The organism is Micromonospora sp. CPCC 206061 (assembly GCF_036906915.1).
In the GTDB taxonomy this organism is placed as follows: Bacteria; Actinomycetota; Actinomycetes; order Mycobacteriales; family Micromonosporaceae; genus Phytohabitans.
On record NZ_JBAKHX010000013.1, the window covers coordinates 36398 to 47828 of the forward strand.

At 68.5% G+C, this 11431-nt stretch carries 17 protein-coding genes and 1 pseudogene; 13 read left to right on the forward strand and 5 right to left on the reverse strand.

From position 1 onward, the window contains the following. Window positions 1-8 precede the first annotated feature (8 nt). The 4 genes and pseudogenes from V6V89_RS12685 to V6V89_RS12695 form a co-directional block, all read right to left on the reverse strand. Complete coding sequence (locus V6V89_RS12685) at window positions 9-275, reverse strand: hypothetical protein (RefSeq protein WP_334619259.1); 267 nt, start codon at window positions 273-275, stop codon at window positions 9-11. A 29-nt stretch (window positions 276-304) separates the two neighbouring features. Beyond that, the gene (locus tag V6V89_RS12690) at window positions 305-445 is read right to left on the reverse strand and encodes a hypothetical protein (protein ID WP_334619260.1); all 141 of its coding nucleotides are present in this window, start codon (window positions 443-445) and stop codon (window positions 305-307) included. 134 nt (window positions 446-579) lie between these two features. Continuing rightward, window positions 580-1029: pseudogene (locus tag V6V89_RS41690) on the reverse strand (SDR family NAD(P)-dependent oxidoreductase); the annotation flags it as partial. Between the two features lie 57 nt (window positions 1030-1086). Further along, window positions 1087-1557, reverse strand: coding sequence for an SUKH-4 family immunity protein (locus V6V89_RS12695; protein ID WP_334619261.1), 471 nt, complete (start codon window positions 1555-1557; stop codon window positions 1087-1089). Window positions 1558-1862: 305 nt separating this feature from the next. Between V6V89_RS12695 and V6V89_RS12700 the strand changes: the two genes are divergently transcribed. The 11 genes from V6V89_RS12700 to V6V89_RS12750 all read left to right on the forward strand — a co-directional run bounded on the left by V6V89_RS12700 (window position 1863) and on the right by V6V89_RS12750 (window position 9846). Further along, window positions 1863-3194, forward strand: coding sequence for a choice-of-anchor B family protein (locus V6V89_RS12700; RefSeq protein ID WP_334619262.1), 1332 nt, complete (start codon window positions 1863-1865; stop codon window positions 3192-3194). Beyond that, entirely contained in the window at window positions 3191-4090 is a 900-nt protein-coding gene (locus tag V6V89_RS12705; protein WP_334619263.1) for a hypothetical protein, read from the forward strand. The genes V6V89_RS12700 and V6V89_RS12705 overlap by 4 nt, the downstream gene beginning before the upstream one ends. A 600-nt stretch (window positions 4091-4690) precedes the next feature. After that, window positions 4691-5086: a gas vesicle protein GvpJ gene (gene gvpJ / locus V6V89_RS12710; protein ID WP_334619264.1), complete on the forward strand. Its 396-nt coding sequence runs from the start codon at window positions 4691-4693 to the stop codon at window positions 5084-5086. A gap of 1 nt (window position 5087) precedes the next feature. Continuing rightward, window positions 5088-5885: a GvpL/GvpF family gas vesicle protein gene (locus V6V89_RS12715; protein WP_334619265.1), complete on the forward strand. Its 798-nt coding sequence runs from the start codon at window positions 5088-5090 to the stop codon at window positions 5883-5885. Beyond that, entirely contained in the window at window positions 5885-6121 is a 237-nt protein-coding gene (locus V6V89_RS12720) for a gas vesicle protein GvpG (RefSeq protein ID WP_334619266.1), read from the forward strand. Before V6V89_RS12715 ends, V6V89_RS12720 begins: the two co-directional genes overlap by 1 nt. 6 nt (window positions 6122-6127) lie before the next feature. Then, entirely contained in the window at window positions 6128-6415 is a 288-nt protein-coding gene (gene gvpO / locus V6V89_RS12725) for a gas vesicle protein GvpO (protein WP_334619267.1), read from the forward strand. A gap of 1 nt (window position 6416) precedes the next feature. Then, on the forward strand, window positions 6417-6677 hold the full coding sequence (gvpJ, locus tag V6V89_RS12730) for a gas vesicle protein GvpJ (protein ID WP_334619268.1): 261 nt from the start codon (window positions 6417-6419) through the stop codon (window positions 6675-6677). Beyond that, window positions 6670-7452, forward strand: coding sequence for a GvpL/GvpF family gas vesicle protein (locus tag V6V89_RS12735; protein ID WP_334619269.1), 783 nt, complete (start codon window positions 6670-6672; stop codon window positions 7450-7452). The genes gvpJ (V6V89_RS12730) and V6V89_RS12735 overlap by 8 nt, the downstream gene beginning before the upstream one ends. Further along, window positions 7449-7652 (forward strand): gas vesicle protein, encoded by a 204-nt coding sequence (locus V6V89_RS12740; RefSeq protein ID WP_334619270.1) that lies wholly within the window; start codon window positions 7449-7451, stop codon window positions 7650-7652. Before V6V89_RS12735 ends, V6V89_RS12740 begins: the two co-directional genes overlap by 4 nt. After that, window positions 7649-7957, forward strand: coding sequence for a gas vesicle protein K (locus V6V89_RS12745; RefSeq protein ID WP_334619271.1), 309 nt, complete (start codon window positions 7649-7651; stop codon window positions 7955-7957). Before V6V89_RS12740 ends, V6V89_RS12745 begins: the two co-directional genes overlap by 4 nt. A gap of 254 nt (window positions 7958-8211) precedes the next feature. Next, window positions 8212-9846, forward strand: coding sequence for an RICIN domain-containing protein (locus V6V89_RS12750; RefSeq protein ID WP_334619272.1), 1635 nt, complete (start codon window positions 8212-8214; stop codon window positions 9844-9846). Between the two features lie 107 nt (window positions 9847-9953). On the opposite strand, the gene V6V89_RS12755 is transcribed toward V6V89_RS12750, so the two are convergent. Then, window positions 9954-10343, reverse strand: a complete 390-nt coding sequence (locus V6V89_RS12755; RefSeq protein WP_334619273.1) for a hypothetical protein — start codon at window positions 10341-10343, stop codon at window positions 9954-9956. A 344-nt stretch (window positions 10344-10687) separates the two neighbouring features. Between V6V89_RS12755 and V6V89_RS12760 the strand changes: the two genes are divergently transcribed. Both V6V89_RS12760 and V6V89_RS12765 read left to right on the forward strand, forming a co-directional pair. After that, complete coding sequence (locus V6V89_RS12760) at window positions 10688-10915, forward strand: DUF6458 family protein (protein ID WP_334619274.1); 228 nt, start codon at window positions 10688-10690, stop codon at window positions 10913-10915. A gap of 193 nt (window positions 10916-11108) precedes the next feature. Continuing rightward, window positions 11109-11420: a GlsB/YeaQ/YmgE family stress response membrane protein gene (locus V6V89_RS12765; protein ID WP_334619275.1), complete on the forward strand. Its 312-nt coding sequence runs from the start codon at window positions 11109-11111 to the stop codon at window positions 11418-11420. The last annotated feature ends 11 nt before the right edge of the window (window positions 11421-11431 follow it).

Genomic DNA, 11431 nt, shown 5'->3' on the forward strand with positions numbered 1-11431 from the left:
ATCAGATGTCACTCGGCGGGGCCAGGCCGCGCGCTTTGTTCGGCCTGCTCGTCCTGCGGGCGCCGCGAGAGGTGTCGCGGGCGCGCTGATCGGGGTGCCGGCCGGTGTAGCCGCGCCCAGGCGGTCTCGGGCAGGGCCTCGGCCCGGGTGCGCAGGGCGGCGAGGTTGTCGGTGCCCAGGACGAAGTCGACCTGCTGGGCCCACCGCCGAAGTGGGCGGTCAACTGCGTTGCCGGGCCGGTTGACCAGACACAGCACCTCCCGCGTGCTCGCCAACGTGATCAGCAGCGGCGCATACCCCCAGATTAGTCGAGGTCGGGTGCCACGCCGGTCAAGTCGGCGCTGATCTCCCAGAGACGATCGGCGGTCGTGGTGTCGACCAGCGAACCTCGGATCGGTTCGAGCCGGGGCTTGCCGCGCACACCGAGGATTCGCGGTCCCCACATCTGGCCGCCCTGTACCGCTGGATCAAGGACGACGCGGACGGTGGGCCAGGCTGCGGCGTCCTTTCCTTGCACCAGGGCGTGGGCGGGCAGGCTGCGAAGCCGCTGCCCGGTCGTCCGGACGAGGACAGGTCGGCCAGATCCAGTTCCACGGCCTGGACCTGCGCGTGGGGCACGCGGGCGTGGATCGCGGTGATGGCGTCTGCGGCTCTCGCCGGTGTGCGGCTGGCGATGATGACCGCTGCTCCGGCACCCGCCAGTTGCTCGGCGACGAAGTATCCGATTCCGGCGTTGCCGCCGGTGATCAGCACGGTGCGGTCTTCGGCCCGAGGAAGTCGGTGCACATTCCACGTCATGGTCTCTTCCTTCGTTTCTTGGGGGTTCGCCCTCAAGACACCGCATGACCGATTGTTGTGACACCGTGAGGCGGGCCACTCCCCTCTCTCACGGCCTACGACCATGAGGCCTGCTTGGCGCCGTCGTTGCCGATGTGCCGAAGCCACACGGACCGGCCCTACCTCCCGCGGACTCCAACGGGATCGGACAGCAGGCTCCGCGCCAAGCCCTGCCCACAACGGGTCGGCCATCTCGTCAAGGCCGTCCTCGTCCTCGAACGCCACCGAGACCTGTGAGGTTGGAACGGCTCACAGGATCCCGTCGTCGACTTGTTCCAGGATGGTCGACCACCACTTGGCCGTAACAGCGGGCTTGTCGATTTCGTTCAAGGTCTTTTTGAGCTGCTTGATGCGGGCCTTGCGGTTGTCCGGTCTGACGGCCGCCGGCTTGATCTCGCCGCGCCGGAACGCGGCTAGCTTCTCGGCCATTTGCTCGGCCGTGTACGTCGCCGGCGGCGGTACATCGGTGATGGTGAAGAACTCTTCGAACAGGTCGAGGAAACGGCGTAGTGCGTCGACGGACGAGTTCATCAGCGTCCGGGTGCCGTTGTTCGGCGAGCACGACCACACGGCGCCGTCGCTGTCGACCGCGACCAGTTCGGTAGTGGGCTCCCATACGTAGCCGATGACTGAAAGCCGAGCGCCCTGTGCGGTGACCTCAGCCGCTAGCCCCGTGGTGTCTAGCACGACACCGAGGGTTGCCTCGTTCGATGGGTTCATTCCGCCGAGGCTACGGTCGCGGCGCTAGAACACCACCGCACCTACGGGTGCTGCGGCCGATGCCGGTGGCTGAGAACGCGGTGCCCTCCGGCGGAGGCGCTCCGAACGAGGTGATGGTCGTCCGGTCGGGCGTGCACGGTGGCGTTGCTACCGGCGCCTGGGACGTGGCTCCGGCTTGATGAGTTCTGCCGCTAGGAGCGCTCGCTCTTGAGCGTAACGCCATCGACCGCGTACGGTCGGTCACACAGTGACTACCTTCGATCAGCGGGTCCGGGCGATCCCCGGGCCGCTACGGGAGGTGCGCCATGCGGCGTCGGCCCTTGTACTTCCTCCTACCGCTGTGCGTCGCGTCGGCCTTGAGCATGACGCTGACCGCCAGCGCCTCGGCCCGCGATCCTGACCGCGAAGGCCCGCGAGACCTCAAGACGATGCCGTGGCTCACCGCGGACGGCAGTCATGACCACAACCACGACCTGCCGGCACAGGTCGACCCGCTGTCCATCCCGCAAGCGGCGGCCGCCCAGGCGGCCTGCAGCGGCGGAACGGCGGGCGGGTACCCGTGCCAGAACGTGGACCTGCTGGGCAACCTGCCGCTGTCGAGCATGGGCAGCGGCTCCGCGGGCTGGGGCTGGACCGATCCGTCCACCGGCAGGGAGTATGCGATCGTCGGCCGCACCACCGGCACGGCGTTCGTTGATATCAGCGACCCTGTCAACCCCCGGTACCTGGGCAACCTGCCAAGCGCCACCGGTACGTCGAGCTGGCGTGAATTGAGTGTCCACAACAACCACGCCTACATCGTGTCGGACAACAATGGCGCGCACGGGATGCAGATCTTCAACCTGACCCGGCTGCGCGCCGTCACCACTCCGCAGACGTTCACCGCCGACGCCCGCAACACGTCGTTCAACAACGGGCACACGATCCACATCAACAACGCCACCGGCATCGCGTACGTCAACGGGTCCAACACGTGCAGCGGCGGCTCGCGCATGTTCAACCTGGCCAACCCGACCAGTCCCAGCTTCGTGGGCTGCGTGAGCGGCGACGGCTACACCCACGACGCGCAGGCGGTCGTGTACCGCGGCCCGCACACCGCGTACCAGGGGCGCGAGATTCTGATGGCCAGCAACGAGGACACGCTGACGGTCTGGGACGTGACCAACAAGTCCGCGCCGGTGCGGCTGGCGCGGCAGGCGTACGCCGGGCGGGGCTACACGCACCAGGGCTGGTTCACCGAGAACCACCGGTACTTCGTGCTCGACGACGAACTCGACGAGACCCGGTTCGGGCACCGCGGCAAGACCTACGTGTTCGACATGGCCAACCTGACCGCTCCAGTGCTCGCCGGCACGTACCTGGGTTCCACGGCGGCCACCGACCACAACCAGTTCGTCAAGGGCAACTACAGCTACCAGGCGAACTACCGGGCCGGGTTGCGGATCGTCCGGCTGACCAACATCGCCAACCCGTCGACGATGACCGAGGCCGGGTACTTCGACGTCGATCCGACCAGCAACGCCGCTGGCTTTGCCGGGGCCTGGCACGTGTACCCGTTCTTCCCCAGCGGAAATGTGGCGATCTTCAGTATCCAGCGCGGCCTGTTCGTGGTACGGCCAAACCTGCCAGCGGCGTGACAGCGATCGACCCGCAGTACGGGCGGCGGACCGTCCGCTGGCTCGCGCTGGGCATGGTGGGGTTGTTCGCCGCGGCGGTGATTTACATCAACCCGCTGGCTCCGGAGTGGAACACTCCGGACCAGCGGGCCGCGGCCCCTGCCACGCACAGCCCCGGCGTCCACGGCGGCGACGGCCTGACCGACAAGCACGACGGGTACGCGCTGTCGCCCGTCACATTGCCCGACCGGCGCGGCACGGCGCTGCGGATGGCGTTTCGCATCCTCGGCCCGGACGGCCGGGCCACCACCGCCTACGAGCCGGTGCTGGGCCAACCGCTGCACCTGTACGTGTTGCGGGAGGATCTCAGCTTCTACCAACACCTGCACCCGGCGCTCGCAGGTGACACCTGGACGGCAGCGGTCGACGTACCGGACGGCGGCGTCTACCGGCTCTACGCCGAGTTCGTCCCGCGGGCGCGCGCCGGCAGCGGTCACTCCACTGTGCTGGGCGCGCCGTTCGTCATCGCCGGCGATACCAGCTCCGCGCCGCTCCCGCCGCCCGCGCCGAGCGTGAAGGTCGCCGGGTACACGGTCAGGCGGACGGAAGGCGCGGCGGACGGCGTCGCGGGCCGGCCCGGCATCATCCGTTTCCAGGTACACGACGCGAGCAGCGCCCCGGTCACCGCGCTCGAGCCGTACCTCGGCGCGTACGCCCACGCCTCGGTGTTCGAATCCACCACCCAGAGCTTCACCCACCTGCATCCCACGATGCCGGCGAGTGCGCACGCGGCGACGGCCGACGGCGTGCTGACGTTTCACACCCAGTTTCCGCAACGCGGCCGCTATCGCTTGTTCCTCCAGTTCAAGGCCGCGGGCACCGTGCATCTGGCCGCGTTCACCGTGGTAGCGGCGTGACGCCGCATCACGTCTAGCCTCGCCGTGTCCGCGCGGGCCATGACCGCTGGCGCATCCCGGCCGTCGACGACCGCCCGAAGCTCGGCGGTCTACGCCGGCGTCTGCGCCACGCCGGCATCTCGTCGGGACCGAGCCGGCTGACGCCGAACTGCTGAATTACTAGCGGCGAAACGCAAACACTGACCCGTCACACCCACGCGCATACGGCCGACGTCGAACGGCCATCTACTAATAGGCGTCCGAACCCCGGCCGGTGTTACACCTCCGAGGAAAATAGTGGTGAGTCTTACGGTCCGCCGTAGCTGAATAGCATTCGGATTACACGGCGGGCTGCCGTCGATGTCGACCGAGAGCGGCTCTGGCCTGCCGCGATGCATGGAGATTCTCGGCAAATAGGGCGGTGGGCACTGGATGTCGAACACAAGTTTAACCCGCGCGAAAAGGGCAGATCGAAAATGCCACCGCAATTCTTGGATCGTTTTCGATGCCTCGGCATTGGGGGCGGGAAATGGTGTTTCGGGTCGACGGGCCACGGGTACGACTGGCCCCGTTGCCAAAGATCACCTCGTGATCCGGAGCCGAGAATCAGGGAGTGAGCCAATGACCACTGCTGTCCAACCGGCGGGTGGAGCGCTGGACCGGCCGTCCTCGTCGTCGCTTGCCGACGTCTTGGATTCGATCCTGGACAAGGGCCTGGTTATCGACGCGTACGTGCGGGTGTCCCTGGTCGGCATCGAACTGTTGACCGTCGACGCCCGGGTCGTGGTTGCCAGCGTCGACACCTACCTGCGGTTCGCTGAGGCGGTCAACCGGCTGGACCTCAGCGCGACGGAAGAGCAGGGGTTACCGGGACTGATGCACAACATGCGCGAGGGCGGCGCGAAGGACAAGGCCAAGGGCGCCGCGAGTGGCGCACTCGAAGCCGCCAGCGACAAGCTGCGCGACACCCTGCACCGCGGCGACAAAGCCGACACCAAGGACTCGAAGGAGCACTGACATGTCGACAACCGCCACTTCGACGCAGCGTCCGTCCACGCGGCAAACCGGTTGCTACGTGTACGGCATCGTGCCCGCCGATGCGGAGCTGCCCGCCGACGCGTACGGCGTTGGAGCACCCCCAGCCCGCGTGACGCTGGTGCCGTACGGCGACATCGCGGCGCTGGTCAGCACCGTCGACGTCGGCCAGCCCATCGGGCGGCCGGACGACTTCATCGCGCACGAGCGACTGCTGGACACGACAGCGGCCAACGTACCTGTACTGCCGCTACGGTTCGGTGCCGTCGTGACGAACACCGACGCGGTCGCGGAGGACCTGCTGGCGGCACACCATGACGACTTCGCCAAAGCCCTGGCACAGCTGGCCGGACGCGTCCAGTATGTCGTTCGCTGCCGGTACGTCGAGCCGGTCCTGCTGGCCGAGATCCTCGCCGAAAACCCCGAGGCCGCGAGCCTGCGAACGCAGATGCGCGATCTGCCCACCGAGCTGACCCACGATGTGCGGATCCGGCTCGGCGAGCTGGTCAGCCAGGCGATCGAAGCCAAGCGCGGCGCGGACACCACCGCTGTCGTCGACGCGCTCGCCGAGCACTGTGTGGCCAGCGCCGCACGGCCGGCGTCACATGAACACGACGCCGCCCATGTCGCGCTGCTGGCGGAAAAGGCCCACGAGGCGCCATTGGCGAAGGCGGTGGACCAGTTGGCCCGCGACTGGGACGGGCGGGTCACGGTGCAGCTGCTCGGCCCGCTGGCTCCCTACGACTTCGTGACCACGCTGTCACCGGGGCACGGCGCCTGATGGGCCCGCTGTCCCTCATCCTGGGCCTGCCACTGGCGCCGGTTCGCGGCCTGATCACCCTCGCCGAGCTTCTGCGCCGGCAGGCCGAGCGCGAACGGACGGACCCGGTGACCGTCCGCCGGGAGCTCGAACGGCTCGACGACGCGGTCGCATCCGGTGAAATGTCCGACCACGACCGGCAGCGCGCGCAACAGCAGATCCTGGGCCAGGCGCAGCCGCGACAGGAGGCGAGGTGAGGACGGGTGCCCACAAGGGACAGTAGTGAGCTGCCGGCGGCGGGCGCCGCCGCCGCCGGCCTGCGGCACATTGTCGAGTTGACCGGCAAGGACTCGATGGGCGTCACCTCGGTCGCACCGTCCGACGACGGTTGGACGGTCGACGTGGAGGTCGTGGAGGATCGCCGCATCCCGTCCGCGAACGATGTCCTCGCCCTCTACGAGGTGCGGGTCGACCGGGCGGGCACCCTGTTGTCGTACCGGCGTCGGAGCCGCTACCTGCGCAGCCGGGGCAACAGCGGGGAAGGGCCGTGACATGACGGGTCCAGCGCGTCCCCCCGCCCCGGTTGGCGGCCAGCAGCCCGCGAACCTCGGCGACATATTGGAACGGGTGCTCGACCGAGGCCTCGTTGTCGTCGGCGACATCCGGATCAACCTGCTCGACATCGAGCTGCTCACCATCAAGCTGCGTCTGCTGGTCGCCTCCGTGGACACCGCCCGGGAACTCGGCATCGACTGGTGGGAGCACGATCGGTGGCTCACCTCCGGACAGGCCACGGAGCGCGACGATGACTGACGGTCGCGGCGTGTGGTTGTACGCGGTCACCGCTGACGGCCTGGACCCGCACGATCTGGCCGACGAGCCCGGGATCGGCGGCGCGCCGATCCGCACCCTCGCGGCGGCCGGGCTGACGTGCGTCACCAGCCCGGTCGACCTGCGCGAGTTCGGCGAGGACGCGCTGCGCCGCAAGCTCAACGACCCGGTCCAACTGGAAGCGATCGCCCGTAGCCACCACAACGTGGTGGCGGCCACCGCGCGGGCCGTGCCGGCCGTGCCGGCCCGCCTGGCCACCGTCTACCACGACGCGGGACGGGTCGCCGCGCTGCTCGCACAGCGGCGCGCCGACTTCACCGCCGTACTCGCACGGGTCACCGGCCGCACCGAGTGGGGAGTCAGAGCGTACGCCACTGCCCAGGCAGCCGCGCCGCCTCCGGCAGCGGCCGAGAACACCGGATCAGGCACCGCGTACCTGCTAAACCGGCGTGCCGAGCTGCGCGCCGCGGACAGCGCCCGCCGCGCGAGCGCGCACAGCGCCACCGTTGTGCATACCGCGTTGAGCCGCCTAGCGGCGGCGGCCCGCAGCCACCCACCACAAAGCACACAACTCACCGGAGAGGCCGACACGATGGTGCTCAACGGCGCATACCTTGTCGACGACGACAAGGCGGACCAGTTCGCTGCCACGGTCGCCGACCTCGCCGCACAGCACCTCACCCTCCGGCTGCACAGGACCGGCCCATGGCCGGCGTACTCCTTCGCCGCGGTCACCGAACCGGAGACACCGACATGAACGGCAACACCCGCGCACCGGCCCAGATCGCGCTGATCGACCTGCTCGACCGAGTACTCGTCACCGGCGTAGCGGTCGACGCCGAGCTGACGTTGTCGATCGCGGACGTCGACCTGGTAACCATTTCGCTGCAGGCGCTGCTGTCGTCCGTCCGTGCCGGCGGCCATCGCCACGACAGCGACCCCAGGCTGGCATCGTGAGCCTGTCTCCGTCCACCGGCAACGAATCCACCCCCCACCGCCTCGAGCTGGACCGTGAGTCCGTGGAGCGCGGCTTCGCCGGCCTGGTGCTCACCATCGTTGAGTTGCTGCGCCAACTGATGGAGCGACAAGCGATCCACCGCATCGACCAGGGAGACCTCACCGACGAGCAGATCGAACGGCTCGGCGCCACGCTCATGGCGCTTGAGGACAAGATGGGTGAGCTGCGCGACCACTTTGGACTCTCTCCGGAGGACCTCAACCTGGACCTGGGCCCCCTGGGACCGCTGCTGCCCCGTGACTGAGACGAGCGGCGGCCGGTCCGTCCGGGGCAGCCGCCTCGTCGGATCACTCCAGCTGGGACGGGACGGCGGCCTGTCCGCAGAGCACAGGATCCGATCGCGGGGTGTGCCGGGTCACATCGGCGATCTTCGACTCTGTGACCAGAGCCGACATTCACTTCACTGTGGACGGAGGCCTCCTAGGGGCTTCCCTTGTTCCGGTGACCGCCGGTAGCGTCTGCCGTGCGCCAAGTAACCGATGCACGGGGGAGAACTGAATGCGGAACAACAGTTCGCGCCGCCTTTTGGCGGCGCTGGTGACGGCTGCCGCCAGCCTGGCGGCGATGGTGTCCACAGTGGGCGGTGGTGCGTCACCGGCCGCCGCCGCACCAGGCGGGTTGGCGGGTGCACCGCCGGTGTCGTGCGTCGACGACGGCACCAGCGGGCATCGGATCCAGTGGCTGTACGCCTATGAGCCGGGCACCAGCCGTTTCGCCGAGCGGGAAGCGGGCATCCGGGCCGCAGCGTGGGTGGTCGAGCGCAACGTCAACGACAGCGCGCGCCGCGACGGCGCCGAGCGGCGGCTGCGTTACCACACCTCGCGGAACCGGTACGGGGAGTGCCACGTCACCATCCAACAAGTGCAGATCCCCACGGGCATGACCAACACCGGCGTGTGGAAGGAGACGCTCCGCTCGCTCGGGTACGCCGCCGGCAACCGGATCTACATGGTGGTGTCGGAGAACTTTCGGAGCTGCGCCGGCGTCGACAACGACAACGTGGGCAACGACAGCACGCCGAGCACAAACAACCTGTACAACCAACGGGCGATCTGGGCCACGTTCGAGCCGGCCTGCTTCAACGGGCACACCGTCACCCACGAATTCGCCCACGCGCTCGGTGGTGTACTGCCCAATGCCCCGAACTTCGTCGGGGGCGGGCACTGCAGCGACGGCAACGAGACGCTGTGCCAGGTCGACGCCCCGACCGCCTGTCCCGACCCGCTGGCGGTGCGGCTGCTGGACTGCAACCGTGACGACTACTTCGCGGTCAACCCGCAGGGCTCATACCTGCCAACCCACTTCAACGCCGCCCTGCACAGCCTGTACCTGCAGCACGGTGCTTCCGTGCCGGCGATGACCACGATCCCGCCGCTCGCACCGCAGAACCTGCGCGCGACCGACGTGGAGGGCAGCTCGATCGCGCTCTCGTTCCTACCAAGCATCTCGCCAACGGGCGGCAGCTTCAGCGAAGACTTCCAGCTGCTGCGCGACGGCGCGGTGGTCGCGACGATCCCCGCCTGGCGGCCCACCGTGCGGGTGACCGGGCTGAGCCCGGGCAGCACGGCCACGTACACGGTCCGGCACCGGGTGACCGTCGGCGGCACCGTCCGTACCTCGGAGGAATCCCGGCCGCTGACCGTCACCACGAACAGCGGCACCGCACCAGCCGGCGCGGCCGAGGCGGGCGCGGTGCTGATGTTCAGCAACGACCTGGTGGACGGTAACGGCGCCAACATGGCCATGGACCTGTACAGCTTCTCGGAGAACGACGGCGCCAACATCGTCAACTGGCCCGGCAATGGCAAGATCAACCAGCAGTGGCGGGTGGCCGCGACCGCTCCCGGCAGCACCCACTACACGCTGACCAGCCAGCACAGCCTCAAGTGCGTCGCCATCGAGGGTGGCGCCGCCGTGGCGGGCGCCTTCGTGGTGCAGCAGACCTGCAACGGGGCCCAGTCCCAGCGGTGGACGTTCGCGGTCCAGTCAGACGTGACGTACCAGATCCGGCCGGTCGGATCGGCCAACCTGTGCGTACAGTCCAACGGCACCTGGACCGGTGCCCGGCTGGCACTGGGTACCTGCTCGACCACCGAGCCGTCGCAGCGCTGGACGGCCAACCGGATCGCCTGACCACCAACACAAAGCAGTGACGCGCCGTGTTTGACACGTCCGCAACTTCGCGAGCACGCCGGCGGCCAACTACGGCATTGGCGGAGCGGCCGGTACCGGATGCGATCTCATCCGTCCTCGCCCAGCAGGAGTCCGAGATCGTGCGCGGTCTGCAGGTCGTGGTAGGTGTGCGTTTCGTAGCCGCTCGCGAGAGTGCAGACCCGTTCGGCGGTGCGGCGTTCTGTGATGACCGCGATCCACGCCCAGACGTCACGATAGTCCGAAGCGAGGCGGGCCAGATGCCAGACCTCTAGGAAGGTCGCTTGGACGATGGCTCGGGCGTGGTTGCCGCCTGGGAGCCCACGGGCGGCGATCTCGTGAACGGGCGGCGCCAGGCAGTCGTAGAGCGCAGCGAACGCGACACGGTCGCGGCGGGCGGTCAAGTCGAGCAGGTCGCGAAGAAGGACCGCGCTCTGTGGCGGTGAGACCAGCTCGGACGCATTGTGAACCTGAGGCATGTCGGGCTCCCGGGGCTGGGAAGGGGCTACTGTCGCCGCCGGGGTCCAGGGCAGGTTGTAAGGAAACAGCCACCGTACGCGAGAGTAGCGTACCGCGTACGCTTACTTTCCGAAATCCTAGGTCCACGGTCAGGTGCCCGGCGATCATCTCGTGCGCAGCCGCCCGGCCGCGGCGACGGCGTAGACGACGGTGGCATACCAGCCGTGGCCGCCCGACTGTACGTTCTGGAAGCCGAAGGCGCCGCCGTACCAGCCTTCGTCTCCCTCCGGCCCTGGCCGCCGTCGGTCAGATGTGGCACAGCGGATGCGATTAGAACGACTGTGTTGTGGGGGACCCCACCGGTATGGGTATTGGTGTAGGCATTCTGCTGATCGTGGTCGGCGCGATCCTGACCTTCGCGGTCGAGACGACGGTCGCCGGGTTGGACCTGGACGCGGTGGGCTGGATCCTCATGCTCGCCGGCGCGGCCGGGCTGATCCTGTTCCTCTACATGAGCCGGCGTCGTCGCGCCCCTGGCGTGGTCGTGGCCGAACGGCGCAGCTACGACGACGTCGGCCGGCCGCCAGCGTGATGGGCGACCGCCCAACGATTCGGTTGCTGGACCGGCGCACGCTCTGATCGATCGGCGTCGGGATGGGACCGAGGTGCCCGCCGCCGACTCCCTCTTTGGGCGACGTGAGCGTTTAGAGATCGGTCGATGCGGAGACCCGGCAGGGTGGGCCGCCCTACGTTGGGACACCGGCCTGCTAGCAATGGAGAGCGTCATGGGCGTTATCGCCTGGATCGTGCTCGGTGCCGTCGCCGGCCTCATCGCCGAAAACCTCACCGGCAAGAAGGTCGGCCTGCTGCTGGCCACCGTCATCGGGATCGTCGGTGCGCTGCTGGGCGGATTCCTGGCAAAGGAACTGTTCGGGGTGCAGACGCTGGACACCTTCTTCAACCTGAGTACCTGGATCACCGCGATCATCGGCGCCGTGCTGCTGTTCCTGCTGTTCGGCGCCGTCCGGGGACGCGGTGGACGGACCCGGCGCGCCGGCAGCGGTTGGCGTAGCCGCAGCAGAGCAAACCGGCGGTAGTAGCAGGACCG

Coding starts and splice junctions, on each gene's coding strand:
- V6V89_RS12690 (WP_334619260.1), bottom strand. CDS start 445: ATGTGGGGACCGCGAATCCTCGGTGTGCGCGGCAAGCCCCGGCTCGAA.
- V6V89_RS12695 (WP_334619261.1), bottom strand. CDS start 1,557: ATGAACCCATCGAACGAGGCAACCCTCGGTGTCGTGCTAGACACCACG.
- V6V89_RS12700 (WP_334619262.1), top strand. CDS start 1,863: ATGCGGCGTCGGCCCTTGTACTTCCTCCTACCGCTGTGCGTCGCGTCG.
- gvpJ (WP_334619264.1), top strand. CDS start 4,691: ATGACCACTGCTGTCCAACCGGCGGGTGGAGCGCTGGACCGGCCGTCC.
- V6V89_RS12715 (WP_334619265.1), top strand. CDS start 5,088: ATGTCGACAACCGCCACTTCGACGCAGCGTCCGTCCACGCGGCAAACC.
- V6V89_RS12720 (WP_334619266.1), top strand. CDS start 5,885: ATGGGCCCGCTGTCCCTCATCCTGGGCCTGCCACTGGCGCCGGTTCGC.
- gvpJ (WP_334619268.1), top strand. CDS start 6,417: ATGACGGGTCCAGCGCGTCCCCCCGCCCCGGTTGGCGGCCAGCAGCCC.
- V6V89_RS12735 (WP_334619269.1), top strand. CDS start 6,670: ATGACTGACGGTCGCGGCGTGTGGTTGTACGCGGTCACCGCTGACGGC.
- V6V89_RS12740 (WP_334619270.1), top strand. CDS start 7,449: ATGAACGGCAACACCCGCGCACCGGCCCAGATCGCGCTGATCGACCTG.
- V6V89_RS12750 (WP_334619272.1), top strand. CDS start 8,212: ATGCGGAACAACAGTTCGCGCCGCCTTTTGGCGGCGCTGGTGACGGCT.
- V6V89_RS12755 (WP_334619273.1), bottom strand. CDS start 10,343: ATGCCTCAGGTTCACAATGCGTCCGAGCTGGTCTCACCGCCACAGAGC.
- V6V89_RS12760 (WP_334619274.1), top strand. CDS start 10,688: ATGGGTATTGGTGTAGGCATTCTGCTGATCGTGGTCGGCGCGATCCTG.
- V6V89_RS12765 (WP_334619275.1), top strand. CDS start 11,109: ATGGGCGTTATCGCCTGGATCGTGCTCGGTGCCGTCGCCGGCCTCATC.